This is a genomic window from Streptomyces sp. Inha503, assembly GCF_047215865.1.
Lineage (GTDB): Bacteria > Actinomycetota > Actinomycetes > Streptomycetales > Streptomycetaceae > Streptomyces > Streptomyces lycopersici.
Genome location: NZ_CP178360.1, coordinates 8,409,737 through 8,426,417 on the forward strand (window position 1 = coordinate 8,409,737; position 16,681 = coordinate 8,426,417).

17 protein-coding genes and 1 pseudogene are annotated in these 16,681 nt (G+C 71.7%); 17 read left to right on the forward strand and 1 reads right to left on the reverse strand.

The annotated features are described in order from the left end of the window. The first annotated feature begins 351 nt into the window (after nt 1-351). On the forward strand, nt 352-1,902 hold the full coding sequence (gene ffh / locus ACJX2R_RS35800) for a signal recognition particle protein (protein WP_413103466.1): 1,551 nt from the start codon (nt 352-354) through the stop codon (nt 1,900-1,902). A gap of 154 nt (nt 1,903-2,056) precedes the next feature. On the opposite strand, the gene ACJX2R_RS35805 is transcribed toward ffh, so the two are convergent. Next, nucleotides 2,057-2,959, reverse strand: coding sequence for a methyltransferase domain-containing protein (locus ACJX2R_RS35805; RefSeq protein ID WP_413103467.1), 903 nt, complete (start codon nt 2,957-2,959; stop codon nt 2,057-2,059). Between the two features lie 335 nt (nt 2,960-3,294). Between ACJX2R_RS35805 and proS the strand changes: the two genes are divergently transcribed. From proS to dprA, 16 genes and pseudogenes are all read left to right on the forward strand, one after another. Next, entirely contained in the window at nt 3,295-4,710 is a 1,416-nt protein-coding gene (gene proS / locus ACJX2R_RS35810) for a proline--tRNA ligase (protein ID WP_413103468.1), read from the forward strand. Between the two features lie 193 nt (nt 4,711-4,903). Beyond that, nucleotides 4,904-5,497, forward strand: a complete 594-nt coding sequence (locus tag ACJX2R_RS35815) for a hypothetical protein (RefSeq protein ID WP_262703903.1) — start codon at nt 4,904-4,906, stop codon at nt 5,495-5,497. A 155-nt stretch (nt 5,498-5,652) separates the two neighbouring features. Further along, nucleotides 5,653-6,096 (forward strand): 30S ribosomal protein S16, encoded by a 444-nt coding sequence (gene rpsP, locus ACJX2R_RS35820; protein WP_069866434.1) that lies wholly within the window; start codon nt 5,653-5,655, stop codon nt 6,094-6,096. A gap of 2 nt (nt 6,097-6,098) precedes the next feature. Further along, the gene (locus ACJX2R_RS35825) at nt 6,099-6,338 is read left to right on the forward strand and encodes an RNA-binding protein (RefSeq protein WP_020868149.1); all 240 of its coding nucleotides are present in this window, start codon (nt 6,099-6,101) and stop codon (nt 6,336-6,338) included. Nucleotides 6,339-6,419: 81 nt separating this feature from the next. After that, nucleotides 6,420-7,019 (forward strand): ribosome maturation factor RimM, encoded by a 600-nt coding sequence (gene rimM, locus ACJX2R_RS35830; RefSeq protein ID WP_413103469.1) that lies wholly within the window; start codon nt 6,420-6,422, stop codon nt 7,017-7,019. Further along, the gene (gene trmD, locus ACJX2R_RS35835) at nt 7,016-7,894 is read left to right on the forward strand and encodes a tRNA (guanosine(37)-N1)-methyltransferase TrmD (RefSeq protein ID WP_413103470.1); all 879 of its coding nucleotides are present in this window, start codon (nt 7,016-7,018) and stop codon (nt 7,892-7,894) included. Before rimM ends, trmD begins: the two co-directional genes overlap by 4 nt. A gap of 132 nt (nt 7,895-8,026) precedes the next feature. Continuing rightward, entirely contained in the window at nt 8,027-8,377 is a 351-nt protein-coding gene (rplS, locus tag ACJX2R_RS35840) for a 50S ribosomal protein L19 (RefSeq protein ID WP_020868146.1), read from the forward strand. An 83-nt stretch (nt 8,378-8,460) separates the two neighbouring features. Continuing rightward, nucleotides 8,461-9,312 (forward strand): signal peptidase I, encoded by an 852-nt coding sequence (lepB, locus tag ACJX2R_RS35845; RefSeq protein ID WP_413103471.1) that lies wholly within the window; start codon nt 8,461-8,463, stop codon nt 9,310-9,312. Next, nucleotides 9,305-10,345: pseudogene (gene lepB, locus ACJX2R_RS35850) on the forward strand (signal peptidase I); the annotation flags it as partial. The gene lepB (ACJX2R_RS35845) and the pseudogene lepB (ACJX2R_RS35850), both read left to right, overlap by 8 nt. Further along, on the forward strand, nt 10,293-11,378 hold the full coding sequence (lepB, locus tag ACJX2R_RS35855; RefSeq protein WP_413106021.1) for a signal peptidase I: 1,086 nt from the start codon (nt 10,293-10,295) through the stop codon (nt 11,376-11,378). The pseudogene lepB (ACJX2R_RS35850) and the gene lepB (ACJX2R_RS35855), both read left to right, overlap by 53 nt. Nucleotides 11,379-11,475: 97 nt before the next feature. Next, the gene (gene lepB / locus ACJX2R_RS35860; RefSeq protein ID WP_413103472.1) at nt 11,476-12,246 is read left to right on the forward strand and encodes a signal peptidase I; all 771 of its coding nucleotides are present in this window, start codon (nt 11,476-11,478) and stop codon (nt 12,244-12,246) included. After that, complete coding sequence (locus ACJX2R_RS35865) at nt 12,239-12,772, forward strand: NUDIX hydrolase (RefSeq protein WP_413103473.1); 534 nt, start codon at nt 12,239-12,241, stop codon at nt 12,770-12,772. Before lepB (ACJX2R_RS35860) ends, ACJX2R_RS35865 begins: the two co-directional genes overlap by 8 nt. A gap of 39 nt (nt 12,773-12,811) precedes the next feature. Next, nucleotides 12,812-13,120 (forward strand): DUF2469 domain-containing protein, encoded by a 309-nt coding sequence (locus ACJX2R_RS35870; protein WP_004944840.1) that lies wholly within the window; start codon nt 12,812-12,814, stop codon nt 13,118-13,120. Between the two features lie 114 nt (nt 13,121-13,234). Beyond that, entirely contained in the window at nt 13,235-13,594 is a 360-nt protein-coding gene (locus ACJX2R_RS35875) for a YraN family protein (protein WP_413103474.1), read from the forward strand. After that, nucleotides 13,594-15,216 carry a YifB family Mg chelatase-like AAA ATPase gene (locus tag ACJX2R_RS35880; protein ID WP_413103475.1) on the forward strand — a complete coding sequence of 541 codons (1,623 nt, stop codon included), beginning with the start codon at nt 13,594-13,596 and terminating at the stop codon, nt 15,214-15,216. The genes ACJX2R_RS35875 and ACJX2R_RS35880 overlap by 1 nt, the downstream gene beginning before the upstream one ends. Beyond that, on the forward strand, nt 15,216-16,625 hold the full coding sequence (dprA, locus tag ACJX2R_RS35885; protein ID WP_413103476.1) for a DNA-processing protein DprA: 1,410 nt from the start codon (nt 15,216-15,218) through the stop codon (nt 16,623-16,625). The genes ACJX2R_RS35880 and dprA overlap by 1 nt, the downstream gene beginning before the upstream one ends. Nucleotides 16,626-16,681: the final 56 nt, after the last annotated feature.

Consider the following 16,681-nt stretch of genomic DNA (forward strand, 5'->3'; position numbering starts at 1 on the left):
TTCCCAGCCCCTCCGGCGTTTGAGGAGCGGGGCCGGGAGCTGAGGCTCGCTCGGCCCACCGTGGCCCGAGGGGGTGGCCAAGCCCACTTCCCAGCCCCTCCGGCGTTTGAGGAGCGAGGGCTGAGCCCCCTCGGGCCGGCGTCGCCGGAGGGGGCGGATCGGCCCCACCTACCAGCCCCTCCGGCGCTTGAGGAGCGGGGTCCGGGGCGGAGCCCCGGCGGGGGCACGGGGGCGGAGCCCCCGGAACAACAGTCGCGCCGCAAACCCGGGGGCAGACCGTTCGTGCGACGGGCGGATACCCTTGGAGGCCGACCACCGACCCGACATCCGACCGAAGGATTCGCGACCACCGTGTTCGATACCCTCTCCGATCGCCTCGCAGCGACTTTCAAGAACCTCCGGGGCAAGGGACGCCTCAGCGAGGCGGACATCGACGCCACGGCACGCGAGATCCGGATCGCCCTGCTCGAAGCCGACGTGGCGCTGCCCGTCGTCCGGGCGTTCATCAAGCAGGTCAAGGAGCGCAGCCTCGGCGCGGAGGTCTCCCAGGCGCTCAACCCCGCCCAGCAGGTCATCAAGATCGTCAACGAGGAGCTCATCGGCATCCTCGGCGGCGACGCCCGGCGCCTCCGCTTCGCCAAGCAGCCGCCGACCGTGATCATGCTCGCGGGTCTACAGGGCGCCGGTAAGACCACGCTCGCCGGAAAGCTCGGCCGCTGGCTGAAGGGCCAGGGACACACCCCGCTGCTCGTCGCCTGTGACCTCCAGCGCCCCAATGCCGTCAACCAGCTCTCGGTGGTCGCGGAGCGGGCCGGAGTGGCCGTCTTCGCCCCCGAGCCGGGCAACGGCGTCGGCGACCCGGTCAAGGTGGCGCAGGATTCGATCGAGTTCGCCCGCACCAAGCAGCACGACGTCGTGATCGTCGACACCGCGGGCCGCCTCGGTATCGACGAGGAGCTGATGCGGCAGGCCGCCGACATCCGCGACGCGGTCCGCCCGGACGAGGTCCTCTTCGTCGTCGACGCGATGATCGGCCAGGACGCGGTGAACACCGCGGAGGCGTTCCGCGACGGCGTCGGCTTCGACGGTGTGGTGCTCTCCAAGCTGGACGGCGACGCGCGCGGCGGTGCCGCGCTGTCCATCGCGCATGTCACCGGCCGCCAGATCATGTTCGCCTCCAACGGCGAGAAGCTGGACGACTTCGACGCGTTCCACCCGGACCGCATGGCGTCCCGCATCCTCGGCATGGGCGACATGCTCAGCCTGATCGAGAAGGCCGAGCAGACCTTCAGCCAGCAAGAGGCCGAGAAGATGGCGGCCAAGCTGGCGAAGGGCCCCAAGGAGTTCACGCTCGACGACTTCCTGGCGCAGATGGAGCAGGTCCGCAAGATGGGCTCCATCTCCAAGCTGCTCGGCATGCTGCCGGGCATGGGCCAGATGAAGGACCAGATCAACAACCTGGACGAGCGGGATGTGGACCGCACCGCCGCCATCATCAAGTCGATGACCCCTGGCGAGCGCCAGGACCCCACGATCATCAACGGCTCGCGCCGCGCCCGTATCGCCCGCGGTTCCGGCGTCGAGGTGAGCGCGGTCAAGAACCTGGTGGAGCGGTTCTTCGACGCGCGCAAGATGATGTCGAAGATGGCCCAGGGAGGCGGCATCCCGGGGATGCCCGGGATGCCGGGCATGCCGGGCATGGGCGGCGGCAACAAGCGCAAGGGCAAGCAGCAGAAGAAGGCCAAGGGCAAGCAGCGCTCGGGAAACCCCATGAAGCGCAAGGCCGAGGAGCAGGCCGCCGCGGCGCGCCGCGAGCAGGGCGGCGCGTTCGGGCTGCCCAACGGCGACCAGAGCGGTCAGGACTTCGAACTCCCCGACGAGTTCAAGAAGTTCATGGGCTGAGCCGCCCCGGCCTCCGAGCCGCCCCGGCTCACGAGCGGCCCCGGCCCCCGAGCGGCCCCGGCACTCGAGCAGCCCCGGCTCACGAGCCGCCCCCGTACGAGCGAACCGTAAGGCCCCTGCGCACACCGCCAGGGGCCTTACGCGATGGCCCGGTTCAGACGCGGCAGATCAGATAGCGGAAGACGTTCGGCATCCACACCGTGCCGTCCGCCCGCTGATACGGATGCAGCGCCTCGGTGACCTCCTTACGGACCTGGGTCGGATCCGTGGCCCGCTCCGCCGCGTCGAAGAGCCCGGTCGACAGCAGTCCGCGCACCGCGCTGTCCATGTCGGCGTACCCGAACGGGCAGGCCACCCGGCCCGAGCCGTCGGGCCGCAGGCCCGCCCGCGCGGCCAGCTCCTCCAGGTCGTCCCGGCCGCACAGCTGCCAGCGCGCGGGAGGGGGCACCTCCCGGTGTTGGCCGGGGGCGCACACGGGATCGGCGAGCCGGGCGCCCACCCGCAGCACCCCGGAGGTGGCGCAGCGCTCCGGCGGGCCCCATCCGGCGAGCACCACGGCCCCGCCGCGCTCGGTGCCGGCCGCGGCGGCAGCGAGCGTGGAGGCGGCGGCGGACACCGTCGCACCGGGGCCTCCCGCGCTCAGAGCGCACAGCGGCTCGAAGGCGGTCACCACCGTGAAGTCCGCGTCCGCGGCGGCCTCCCGCACGCAGGGGCTCTCCGGGCCGCCGAGGCCCAGCCGGGCGGGCCGCGCCCGGTCGCCCGGCGCGCCCGCGGCGGTCAGCCGCTCCCGCGCGAGGTCCAGGCGCCGCTCGTCCGTGTCCACCCCGCAGACCGCGGCGCCGCGCGCGGCCGCGATGAGGAGGGCCAGTCCGGAGCCGCAGCCCAGGCCCAGCAGACGCGTTCCGGCGCCGACGTCCAGCCGTTCGTACACGGCCTCGTACAGCGGGACCAGCATCCGCTCCTGGATCTCCGCCCAGTCCCGGGCGCGGGCGTGGGCGTCCGTCGTCCACGACGAGGAGGGGCGCGGGCGGTGCCGCCGTACGAGCGTAGATGTCATCGAAAGGGCCCCAATCAGCGAAGAGCTGTGCCGTCGTCAGATTCGGTGTCACATCCCCCGTGGTGCGTTTCCCCCGTGGTGCGTTGTGACGTCCCACCCCCAAATGCCAGGGAACTCCGCATCCGTCCCCGCGTCCAGAGGTTTCACGGCCGTGCTTGCGTACCCCCTTTGTGCGCCCCCGCACACCTGTGCGTACGTCTCGCTCCCCGAACCGCCCCCTGGCCTCCGCCGGGCCGCCGGACGGCCGTGGGCGCGGTGCGGGCGGTGGCCGGCACTGATCGGCTCGTTCTGGTCCGATTCTCGGTTCGGTACCCCCGGGCCGTACGATCGGCGCCATGGCTAAGGCTCCCGTGCTCACCCCCCAGGCGGAGGACTTCCCCCGCTGGTACCAGGACGTGATCAACAAGGCCGAACTGGCCGACAACGGGCCGGTGCGCGGCACCATGGTGATCCGACCGTACGGGTACGGGCTGTGGGAGCGGATGCAGCAGGACATGGACGCCCGCATCAAGGCGGTCGGCGTCCAGAACGCGTACTTCCCGCTCTTCATCCCGCAGTCGTATCTGGCCAAGGAGGCCGATCACGTCGAGGGGTTCGCGCCGGAGCTCGCGGTCGTCACCCATGGCGGCGGTAAGGAGCTCGAGGAGCCGGTCGTCGTGCGGCCCACCTCCGAGACGATCGTCAACGAGTACTTCTCCAAGTGGGTGCAGAGCTACCGCGATCTGCCGCTGCTGATCAACCAGTGGGCCAATGTGGTGCGTTGGGAGCTGCGGCCGCGGCTGTTCCTGCGGACGACCGAGTTCCTGTGGCAGGAGGGCCACACCGCGCACGCGTCGTACGAGGACGCCCGGGCCTTCGCCGCCCGGATCCACCGCGAGGTCTACGCCCGGTTCATGGAGGACGTCCTGGCGATGGACGTGGTCCTGGGCCGCAAGACCGCCCGGGAGCGGTTCGCCGGCGCCCTCAACACCCTCACCCTCGAAGGGATGATGGGCGACGGCAAGGCGCTCCAGCTGGGCACCAGCCATGAGCTCGGCCAGAACTTCGCCCGGGCCTTCCACACCAGCTATCTGTCCAAGGACGGCGAGCAGGAGCTGGTCTGGCAGACCTCCTGGGGCAGCACGACCCGGATGGTCGGCTCGCTGGTGATGATGCACGGCGACGACAACGGCCTGCGGATCCCGCCGAGGCTGGCCCCGATCCAGGTCGTGGTGCTGGCGATCAAGGGTGACGACGCGGTGCTCGCCAAGGTCCGCGAGATCGGCGAGCTGCTCACCGCGGCGGGCGTGCGGGTCCATGTCGACGACCGTACGGACACCCCCTTCGGGCGGCGCGCGGTCGACTGGGAGCTCAAGGGCGTGCCGGTCCGGGTCGAGGTCGGCCCGCGCGACCTGGAGGGCGGCACCGCGATGGTGGCCAGGCGGATCCCCGGCGGCAAGGAGCCGGTGCGCGCCGAACTGCTGCCGGAGCTGCTGCCCAAGGTCCTGGAGGAGGACCAGGCGCTGCTGCTGCGGCAGGCCCGTGAGCGCCGTAAGGCGCGCACCACGGACGTGACGACCATGGAGGAGGCCGCCGAGGCCGCGGCCGCGGGCGGCTGGGCCCGCATCCGGTGGGCGGACCTGGGGCCGGAGGGCGAGGCGGCGCTCGCCGAGCGGTCCGTGTCCGTCCGGTGTCTGGTCACCGAGGACGGGGCGGTGCCGGACGCCGACGACGCGCCCGGTAACGTCGCGTTCGTCGCGAGAGCCTACTGACGTCGCGGGATCCGGCGTCGCGAGGGCCTACTGAACCGGTACGTACCGGCTTGGTGCGCGGTGCGTGGCTCATCCATACATCTACGCACCCGCCCCTCGTCGTCGTACATCACCGTGAACTGACTGGTACGTGCAAATTATTTGGGATGCCCCGGAATCGGAACACCGGACCGGTCCCGCTCGTTAGCACGACGTGAGCACGACACCACCTGTTCTCGCCGCAGAGCTGGCACAGGCGTGGGCCGATATTCAACGGCACCACCCCGAGCTGCCGGATCTAGCCGCGCCCGAATCGCTGATCGGAGAATCGTCGTCCGCATGTGGCGCCGAGCTCTCCTTCGAACGGCTGCTGCATGAGGCAGTGCATGGGATCGCCGCTGCCCGCGGTGTCCGTGACACCTCACGCGCCGGCCGCTACCACAACCGCCGGTTCCTGGCGATCGCCGAGGACCTGGGTCTTGACCACCCCGAGGAGCCGCATCCCAGCAGTGGCTTCTCGCTGGTCACCCTCAGTCCGGAGGCGAGAAAGCGGTACCGGACGACCATCGAACGCCTCCAGCGCGCACTCAAGGCGCACACCGTGGCGACCACCGCCGAGACCTCCCGCACCTTCCGCGGCCCCGCCGCGCGCCACGGCTCGTCCGGTGGCGGGGTCCGGGTCAAGGCGGTGTGCGACTGCGGGCGCAATGTCCGCGTCGTCCCGTCGGTGCTGGCCCAGGCGCCGATCATGTGCGGTGGATGCGGGAAGCCGTTCCGCATTCCGGAGGCGGTGGCCGCGGTCGGCTGACCTGTCACGGTGTGGCACAATGGTCTGCTGTACTCGACAGTCGACCAGGACCCCTCTCTCCTCCGACTGACGCGTCCATCGGGCACTCGGGTACCGCAACCCCACGCGGCACGTCGCAGTGCTCAACCACGTCAAGACCAGGAGACACCACTTCCGTGGCAGTCAAGATCAAGCTGAAGCGTCTGGGCAAGATCCGGTCGCCCCACTACCGCATCGTCGTCGCCGACTCCCGTACCCGCCGTGACGGCCGGGCGATCGAGGAGATCGGTCTGTACCACCCGGTGCAGAACCCGTCGCGCATCGAGGTCGACTCGGAGCGTGTGCAGCACTGGCTGAAGGTCGGCGCGCAGCCGACCGAGCCGGTGCTGGCCATCCTGAAGGTCACCGGCGACTGGCAGCAGTTCAAGGGTCTGCCCGCCCCGGCCCCGATGAAGGTTGCCGAGCCGAAGGCCGACAAGCGCGCGCTGTTCGAGGCGGCCGCCAAGGACGCCGGTGACGAGCCGAAGGGTGAGGCGATCACCCCGAAGGCGAAGAAGGCCGACAAGAAGTCGGACGAGGCGGCCGAGTCCGCTGAGTCCACCGCGTCGACTGAGGCCTGAGGATGCTCGAGGAGGCCCTCGAGCACCTGGTGAAGGGCATCGTCGACAACCCCGACGAGGTGCAGGTGGCCTCGCGCAACCTGCGGCGCGGGCGGGTGCTGGAGGTCCGGGTGCACCCCGATGACCTCGGCAAGGTGATCGGCCGCAACGGCCGCACCGCACGCGCCCTGCGCACCGTCGTGGGCGCCATCGGCGGCCGTGGGATCCGCGTCGACCTCGTCGACGTCGATCAGGTCCGCTGAGGCGATCAAGAAGAGCACCGGCACGGGCCGGGGAGGGCCTTGGGCCGTCCCCGGCCCGTGTGTGTGAAGGGACATCGCATCGTGCAGTTGGTTGTCGCGCGGATCGGCCGTGCCCATGGCATCAAGGGCGAGGTCACCGTCGAGGTGCGGACGGACGAGCCGGAGCTGCGGCTCGGCCCGGGCGCCGTGCTGGCCACCGAGCCCGCCTCGGCCGGGCCGCTGACCATCGAGTCCGGCCGGGTGCACAGTGGCCGGCTGCTGCTGCGCTTCGACGGCGTACGCGACCGCAACGCCGCGGAGGCGCTGCGCAACACCCTGCTGATCGCGGAGGTCGACCCGGAGGAACTCCCCGAGGATCCCGAGGAGTTCTACGACCATCAGCTGATCGACCTCGATGTGGTCACCGTGGACGGCACGGAGGTCGGGCGGATCTCCGAGATCTCCCATCTGCCGTACCAGGATCTGCTGGTGGTGAGGCGCCCCGACGGGGGTGAGGCCCTGATCCCGTTCGTCTCCGAGGTCGTGCCGGAGATCGATCTGGAGGCGCAGCGCGCCGTGATCGACCCGCCGCCGGGGCTGCTCGACGAGGCCGAGGCGGAGATCGCGGGCAGCCGTGGCGAGGGGCCCGCGGGCAACCGTAAGGGCGACACCGCGGGCGGCCGTGAGGATGAGTCGTCATGAGGCTCGACGTCGTCACGATCTTCCCCGAGTATCTGGAGCCGCTGAACGTCTCGCTGGTCGGCAAGGCCCGCGCCCGCGGCCGGCTCGACGTGCGCGTCCACGATCTGCGCGCCTGGACGCACGACCGGCACAACACGGTCGACGACACCCCGTACGGCGGCGGCCCCGGCATGGTGATGAAGCCCGAGCCCTGGGGCGAGGCGCTTGACTCGATCATGGCGTCGGGCGAGGCCGAGGGGCTGGTCAAGCCCACACTGATCGTGCCGACCCCGAGCGGCCGTCCGTTCACCCAGGCCCTCGCCGTCGAGCTCGCCGAGCGCCCCTGGCTGGTGTTCGCGCCCGCCCGCTACGAGGGCATCGACCGCCGGGTGATCGAGGAGTACGGCGAGCGGCTGGAGGTCCACGAGGTCTCGATCGGCGACTACGTCCTGGCCGGCGGCGAGGCCGCGGTGCTGGTGATCACCGAGGCGGTGGCCCGGCTGCTGCCCGGCGTGCTGGGCAACGCCGAGTCGCACCGCGACGACTCCTTCGCCCCCGGCGCGATGGCCGACCTCCTGGAGGGGCCCGTTTACACCAAGCCCCCCGAGTGGCGCGGCCGCTCCATCCCGGAGGTGCTGATCAGCGGCCACCACGGCAGGGTCGCCCGCTGGCGCCGGGACGAGGCGTTCCGCCGCACCAGCGAGAACCGCCCCGATCTGATCGAGCGCTGCGACCCGGCGACGCTCGACAAGCACGACCGTGCGCTCCTGGCCGAGCTGGGCTGGGAGGAGCTGCCCGGAACGGGTGGTACGACCGGCGGCACGACCAGCGGGGCGAGCGGCGGGGCGACCGGTGGGGCCCGATTTGGGCGGCCGGACCGAGCCGTGGAAGAATAGGCCGCTGCCGTACGTCCGGGTGTGCGCCCCTGCCACAGGGGGACCGACGCCCACCCGATGAGGGCGGCACTCCGAATCATCATCCGATATGCCGCTGATGACCTGTGGCATCAGCGAAGAAAGCAGACGATCATGTCTCACCTGCTCGACACCGTCGACTCCGCGTCGCTGCGCAGCGACATCCCGACCTTCCGCCCCGGCGACACGGTCAACGTCCACGTCCGCGTCATCGAGGGCAACCGCTCCCGTGTCCAGCAGTTCAAGGGCGTCGTCATCCGCCGCCAGGGCTCCGGTGTCCGCGAGACCTTCACCGTCCGCAAGGTGAGCTTCAGCGTCGGCGTGGAGCGCACCTTCCCGGTGCACACCCCGATCGTCGAGAAGATCGAGGTCGTCACCCGCGGTGATGTGCGCCGGGCGAAGCTGTACTACCTGCGCGACCTCCGCGGCAAGGCCGCCAAGATCAAGGAGAAGCGCGAGAGCTGAGCTCGCGGCTGGATCGCGGCGATTTTGCGCGACTACTGAGCTACCGCCGGATCATCCGGCCGGGCCGGATAGGCTCTGGCCCGATGAACACCGAAGGACAGCTCGCGGAGCGCGACCGCTCCCCGGGCTCCGAGAAGGAGCGCGAGGGGCGGTCGCGCTCTTCGCATGCCTCCGCGCGGACCGGGGAGCCCCCGGCCGCCGGGCGGCTGCCGCACAGGCGGGCCTGGGGCTGGCTGACCGGCGGCGGGCGCTGGCGGCGGGCGGCGCTGCTCGCGACCGCTTGTGCCGCGTTCGTGCTGCTGGTGAGCGGCTTTGTGGTGCAGCCGTTCCTGATCCCCAGCGGTTCCATGGAGAGCACCCTCCGCCCCGGGGACCGGGTCCTTGTGAACAAGCTCGCCTACCGTTTCGGGGACGATCCGCGCCGCGGCGACGTTGTCGTGTTCGACGGAGCCGGTTCCTTCGGTGCGGAGGAGCCATCCGGGAATCCGGTGACGGGTCTGCTGCGCAAGGCCGCCGCGGCGGTCGGGCTGGCCGAACCGGCCGAGTCCGACTACGTCAAGCGCGTGGTGGGCATCGGTGGTGACCGGGTCACCTGCTGCGACGAGCGGGGGAGGATCGAGGTGAACGGTCAGCCGGTGGACGAGCACTATCTGCACCCCGGGGACAGCCCCTCGCGGGTGCGTTTCGACATCGTCGTGCCCGAAGGACGGCTGTGGGTGATGGGCGACCACCGCGACGCCTCCCGGGACTCGCGCGACTATCTGGGCGCCCCGGGCGGGGGCACGGTCCCCGTCGACAAGGTGATCGGCCGCGCCGAGTGGATCGGCTGGCCGTTCGGCCGCTGGTCCGGCGTACCCCGGACGGACGCCTTCACGAGCGTGCCCGCGGCGCCCGGCCGCATACCGTCCGCTGCCACCGGTGGTGCCCATGGGTAAGCGCGGGCGTCCTCGTGCCAGGGCGCGCCAGACCGCTCCGCCCGTCGGCGTCGACCTGGGCACTCCCCGTCCGCCGGGCGAGCGCCGGGTGGGCGGGCGTGCGGAGCGGCGCAAGATCCAGCGTCGTATCAAGCGCAGGCGGCGCCGTTCGGCCGTCAAGGAGATACCGATCCTGGTGGGCGTGGCGCTGGTGATCGCGCTCGTCCTGAAGACCTTCCTGGTGCAGGCGTTCGTCATTCCGTCCGGCTCGATGGAGCAGACCATCCGGATCGGCGACCGGGTGCTGGTGGACAAGTTCACCCCGTGGTTCGGCTCGAAGCCGGAGCGCGGCGATGTGGTGGTGTTCAAGGACCCCGGGGGGTGGCTGGACGACGAGCGGAAGCCGCCCAAGGAGGACCCGCCGGTCATCAAGCAGGGCAAGGAGTTCCTGACCTTCATCGGGCTGCTGCCGTCCTCCGACGAGCAGGACCTGATCAAGCGGGTGGTCGCGGTGGGCGGCGACACCGTGGAGTGCTGCGATACGAACGGTAAGGTCACCGTCAACGGAACGCCGCTGAACGAACCGTATCTGCACCCGGGCAATCCGCCGTCGCAGAAGCAGTTCAAGGTGACGGTCCCTCAGGGGCGGATGTTCGTGATGGGCGATCACCGGTCCAACTCGGCGGACTCCCGGGTCCATCTGGACGAGCCGTACCAGGGCACGGTGCCGGACAACATGGTGGTCGGCCGCGCAGTGGTGATCGCTTGGCCGTTCGGGCACATGCGGCGGCTCGAGGAACCGGGCACCTACGCCTCGGTGAAGGACGCGCCGAGTGGGGCGACACAGGCCGAGGGATCGGCACATAGGCTGTCCCCCATGGATCAGCAAGGAATGGTCCAGCTCCCGACCCCTGCGGAACTCCCGCTCGTTATGGGAGTGGTGATCCTGCGCCGTTCGTGGGGCAGGCGGCAGTCAGGCGTGAGGAGTGGATGTGGGGGATTTGGCGGTCGGCGCACGATCCGGTCACGAAGAGCCCGAGAGGCAGCCCGGGACGGGGGCGGAGCACCCCACGGACGGGGCGGACGAGGCGCCCGAAGCCGGTGCACCCACGAACGGGGCGGCTGCCGCACCCAGGGCGTCGGACCCACACGGAGCCGATGGCGGACCGGAACCCTCCGATCCCCAGGACGGTCCCGGCGCGGCTGATCCGTCCGGGCCCGGGGGCGGGGTGTCGACGCCGGGCCCCGGGAAGCCCGGCGGGCCCGGGAAGCTCGGCAAGCCCAAGAAGGTGCGCTCCTTCTGGAAGGAGCTGCCGATCCTGGTCATCATCGCGCTGGCCCTGGCGCTGCTGATCAAGACCTTCCTGGTGCAGGCGTTCTCGATCCCGTCCGACTCGATGCAGGACACCCTCCAGCGGGGCGACCGGGTGCTGGTGGACAAGCTCACCCCGTGGTTCGGCTCCGAGCCGGAGCGCGGCGAGGTGGTCGTCTTCCACGATCCGGGCGGCTGGCTCGGCGAGTCGCAGACCAAGAGCTCCGGCCCGGTCGCCGAGGGCATCCAGAAGGCGCTCAGCTTTATCGGGCTGATGCCGTCGGCGGAGGAGAAGGACCTGATCAAGCGGGTCATCGCGGTCGGCGGGGACACCGTCTCCTGCAAGCGCGGCGGCAAGGTGATGGTCAACGGCAAGCCGCTGGACGAGCCGTACATCTTCCCCGGGAACACCCCCTGTGACGAGAAGCCGTTCGGCCCGATCAAGGTGCCCGAGGGCCGGATCTGGGTGATGGGTGACCACCGACAGGACTCGCTGGACTCCCGATACCACCAGAACCTGAACAACGGCACGGTCTCGGTGGACGATGTCGTCGGGCGCGCGATCGTCATCGCCTGGCCGATCAACCGCTGGGCCACCCTGCCGGTGCCGGGCACCTTCGACCAGCCGGGTCTGGGCGCGGCCGCCGCGATGGCCCCCTCCGCCCTGGGGTTCGCGGGTGCGCTGCCGATCGTGCTGTGGCGCCGCCGCCGACTGATCGCCAAGGTCCGCACGGAGGCCGAGAGCCGGCCGGAGCGGTTGACCGCCGACTGCTGACGGGGCCCGTACCGCCGGGTAAGGTGCGGTTCCGTGTGCCCCGGGGCACACGGAACCTGATCTTCTACGTCTGTTGCGTACGGCGGGAGCACTGGAAATGAGCGGAGCCCGAGGGGTGGGGGGCGGCAAGCCGCGGCGCACGCCCGGCAGCGTGCTGTCCGGGCTGGCGGTGGCCGTCGGCTGTGTGCTGTTCCTTGGAGGCTTCGTCTGGGGCGCGGTGCTCTACAAGCCGTACACGGTCCCCACCGACTCCATGACGCCGACGATCGGCAAGGGCGCCCGGGTGCTGGCGGAGCGGGTCGACGGCGGCGATGTGCGCCGCGGCGATGTGGTGGTCTTCCGCGATCAGGTGTGGGGCGACCTGCCCATGGTGAAGCGGGTCATCGGGGTCGGCGGCGACCGGGTCGAGTGCTGTGACAAGCAGGGTCGGCTGCGGGTGAACGGCAAGGTCCTTGAGGAACCGTATCTGCGCTCGGGGGAGCAGGCGTCCTCCTCGGCCTTCTCCACCACCGTGCCCAAGAACCGGCTGTTCCTGATGGGCGACCACCGCAGCGACTCCCTGGACTCGCGGGTGCACCTCACCGACGAGGCGGGCGGCGCCGTGGAGCGCGGCGCGGTGGACGCCCGGGTGGACGCCACCGCCTGGCCGCTGGGGTCCTGGGGGACCGTGGGGCGGCCCGACGCCTTCAAGGCGCTGCCGGGCGGGATCTCGCAGCCGGGCCCGCTGGGGCCGATCCTGATCGCGGTCATCGTGGGCGCGGTGCTGATCCTGGCGGGCGCGGCCCATGGGCCGATCGCCCGGCGCAGGGCGGGCGGCGGCGCCCCGCGGGACCAGGCGGCGAAGGGGAAGGTGGCCGCGAGTGGCTGAGGGAACCGACGGGGCCGAGCGGACGACCGGCACGGACGAGCGGCGGCTGCGGAAGGTCGCCCGGGTGGTGCTGCTGGATCCGCAGGACCGGATCTTGCTGCTGCACGGCTTCGAACCGGACGATCCCTCGTCCACCTGGTGGTTCACCCCGGGAGGCGGCCTGGAGGGCGAGGAGAGCCGCGAGGAGGCCGCGCTCCGCGAACTCGCGGAGGAGACCGGGATCACCGATGTGCGGCTCGGCCCGCTGCTGTGGCGGCGGATCTGCTCCTTCCCGTTCGCCGGGCGGCGCTGGGACCAGGACGAGTGGTACTACCTGTGTCGTACCCAACAGACCCCGGCGCGGGCCGGCGGCGGGCTGACCGAGCTGGAGCGGCGGAGCGTGGCCGGTCTGCGCTGGTGGACGGCGGATGAGCTGGTCACGGCCACCGAGCCGGTGTACCCGACACGGCTGCCGGAGCTGTTGCGTACGCTGCTCGTCGAGGGACCCCCGAGTGCACCGGTGATCCTGGAGACTGAGCGCGTCTGACGCACAATGGGGGGACGCACGGCTGAAGGGGAACATGCCATGAGCGCCGAGGACCTCGAGAAGTACGAGACCGAGATGGAGCTGAAGCTCTACCGGGAGTACCGCGATGTCGTCGGTCTGTTCAAATATGTGATCGAGACCGAGCGCCGCTTCTATCTCACCAACGACTACGAGATGCAGGTGCACTCGGTCCAGGGTGAGGTCTTCTTCGAGGTGTCGATGGCCGACGCCTGGGTCTGGGACATGTACCGCCCGGCCCGTTTTGTGAAGCAGGTACGGGTTCTCACGTTCAAGGACGTGAATATCGAGGAGCTGAACAAGAGCGACCTCGACCTTCCGAGTGGCTGACTCAGTCTTCCGAGTGGCTGAGTTTTCCACAGCCGGGCGGCTGTCCACAGGAATGCTCCAAGATCCCTGAGCGGGGCGCGGGGGCGTCACAGTCGGTGCCGGAGGTGGTGCCGAATGAACGCCCGAGGAGCCCTGGGCCGCTACGGCGAGGGTGTGGCGGTCCGCACATTGGCGGAAGCCGGGATGACCGTCCTGGAGCGCAATTGGCGATGCCGGGACGGCGAGATCGACATCGTCGCGCTCGACGCCGGGGCGCTGGTGGTGTGCGAGGTCAAGACGCGCCGTGAGAGTGGCTATGAGCATCCGATGGCGGCCGTCGGACCGGACAAGACCGAGCGGCTGCGGTGGCTGGCGGAGCGCTGGCTGGAGCGGCACGGCGGCCCGCCGCCGGGCGGGGTGCGGATCGATGTGGTGGGGGTGGTGCTGCCCCGCCGGGGCGCGCCCGTGGTCGAGCATGTGCGAGGGGTGGCCTGATGGGGTTCGCCCGCACCTGCTCGGTGGCGCTGGTCGGGGTCGAGGGCGTGGTGGTGGAGGTCCAGGCCGATCTGGAGCCGGGAGTGGCCGCCTTCACCCTGGTCGGTTTGCCCGACAAGAGCCTGGTGGAGAGCCGGGACCGGGTCCGCGCGGCCGTGGTCAATTCCGGCGGTGAATGGCCGCAGAAGAAGCTCACGGTCGGGCTCAGCCCGGCATCCGTCCCCAAGGGCGGCAGCGGCTTCGACCTTGCCGTGGCCTGTGCGGTGCTGGGTGCGGCCGAGCGGGTGGACCCACGTGAGATCGCCGATCTGATGATGATCGGGGAGCTGGGTCTCGACGGCCGGGTGCGGCCGGTCCGCGGGGTACTGCCCGCCGTGCTCGCCGCTTCCGAGGCGGGCTACCGCCAGGTCGTGGTCCCCGAGCAGACGGCGGCGGAGGCGGCCCTGGTGCCGGGCGTCTCGGTGCTGGGTGTGCGGAGCCTGCGCCAGTTGATCGCGGTGCTGACGGATGAGCCGGTGCCCGAGGAGGAGGAGCCCCAGGAGCTGGGCCGTCCCGATCCGATGCTGGCGGGGCTCACCGTGCCCGGCGCCGGTATGGGTACCGGTGTCGCCGCGGTGCCCGGGGCCGGGCCGGGGCGGCCCGATCTGGCCGAGGTCGCCGGGCAGCGGGCCGCGCGCACCGCCCTGGAGGTCGCGGCCGCGGGCGGGCACCACCTCTTCCTGAACGGGCCTCCAGGTGCCGGGAAGACCATGCTGGCCGAGCGGCTGCCCGGACTGCTGCCGCCGCTCACCCAGCAGGAGGCCCTGGAGGTCACCGCGGTCCACTCGGTCGCCGGGGTCCTCCCACCGGGGCAGCCCCTGGTGGAGACCCCGCCGTACTGCGCCCCGCACCACTCGGCGACCATGGCCGCGCTCGTCGGCGGGGGCAACGGCCTGCCGAGACCCGGCGCGGTCTCGCTCGCCCACCGTGGAGTGCTCTTCCTGGACGAGGCTCCCGAGTTCAGCGGGAAGGCGCTGGACGCCCTGCGGCAGCCCCTGGAGTCGGGGCATGTGGTGGTCGCCCGGTCCGCCGGGATGATGCGGATGCCGGCGCGCTTCCTGCTGATGCTGGCGGCCAACCCCTGCCCTTGCGGGCGCCACGGTCTGATGGGCGACGTCTGCGAGTGCTCACCCGCCACGGTCCGGCGCTATCAGGCACGGCTGTCCGGACCGCTGCTGGACCGGGTGGACCTGCGGGTCCGCGTCGAGGCGGTGAGCCGGACCGAGCTCACCGGGGCGCGCGCCGGGGCGGAGAGCAGCGCGTCCGTCGCGGCCCGGGTCCAGGAGGCCCGGGAGCGGTCCGCCGCCCGGCTCCACGGCACCCCCTGGCGGCTGAACAGCGAGGTGCCGGGCCATGAGCTGCGCACCCGCTGGCAGCCGTCCCCCGGTGCGCTGCGCGAGGCCGAGCGCGATATGGAGCGCGGGCTGCTCACCGCCCGGGGGCTCGACCGGGTGCTGAGGGTCGCCTGGACCGTCGCCGACCTGGCCGGACACGACCGGCCCATGGCGCCGGACATCGCCGAGGCGCTACAGCTGCGCACCGGGATCAGCCGTGGGGTGCCGATCCCGGCGGGGGAGTGCTGATGCAGGCGTCTTGGACGCCCGGTCGCGGCGCCGTTCCCGCCCTGTTCTCGGAGTCTGGGCGGGGGCAGGGCGGCTGGGACGAGGGGCAGGCGTTCCCGGAGGGGCGGGGTGTCCCGGATGAGAGGAAGGGACCGCCCGAGGGGCGGGGCGTCCCGGTCGAGGGGCAGGAGCTCCTCGGGGAACGGGCCACCCCGGACGACGGGCAGGAGCTCGCTGAGCGGCGGCGCGTCCCGGAGGAGGAGCGGCTGGCACGGGCGGCGCTCACCCGGCTCGTGGAGCCCGGGGACGAGACCGTGGGGCGCTGGCTGCGCCGTATGGGGCCGGTGGCGCTGTGGCGGGCGCTCACCGGGAAGGGCGGGCCACCGCCCGGGGCCACCGGGGAGCGGCTGGCCGGGTGTGCCCTCCGGGCGGCCGGGGTGGACCCGGTCGCCGACCTCGCCCTGATCGCCCGGTGCGGCGGACGGTTCATCTGTCCCGGGGATCTGGACTGGCCCGGTCAGCTCGACGATCTCGGTGACGCTCGCCCGGTCGGGTTATGGGTGCGCGGTCGGGCCGACTTGCGGATGTGGGCGCTGCGCTCGGTCGCCGTGGTGGGCGCGCGGGCCTGTAGCGACTACGGCGCGTATGTCGCGGCGTCCCTCGGCACAGGGCTCGCCGAGCGGGGCTGGGTGGTGGTCTCCGGGGCGGCCCACGGTGTGGACGGCGCGGCTCACCGAGGGGCGCTCGCCGCGGGTGGGGCCACCATCGCGGTGCTCGCCTCAGGTGTGGACGTCCCCTATCCGCGGGCGCACACCGAGTTGATCGAGCGCATCGCGGAACAGGGCCTGGTGCTCGCCGAGTTGCCACCCGGGGCGCATCCGACGCGCCCCAGATTCGTGCTCCGTAACCGGGTCATCGCCGCCCTCACCCGCGGCACGGTCGTGGTCGAGGCCCAGTACCGCAGCGGATCGCTGGTCACCGCGCGCCGGGCACAACAGCTCGGGCGGTCCACCATGGGGGTGCCAGGACCGGTGACCAGCGGGCTCTCGGCCGGTGTGCATGAACTGCTGCGCGGCGAGGCCGTCCTGGTCACCGACGCCGCCGAAGTGGCCGAGCTCATCGGCGGCATCGGAGACCTCGCCCCGGAGCGGCGGGGGCCACTGGTCGAGCGGGACCTGCTCGATCCCGTGACGGCACGGGTGCTGGAAGCGTTGTCGGCACGGGGCGGCAACCGCCTGCGGGATGTGGCCCGGGAATCCGGGACCGGCTGCGACGAGGCCCTGGGGCGGCTCCATGAACTGCTCGCCCTGGGCTTTGTCGAACGTCATGGCGATCGATGGGAGTTGGTCCCGCCCGTGCGCCGGAGCGACGGCGCACGGCGAGGCGATCCCCCGAATCGGGGCAATCGGGTGAAAGGGTTGAGGCGATGACCGTATCCGCACACCGCCGAGCCGACGCCCTTCGCATACCGCGACGCCTCAGTCAC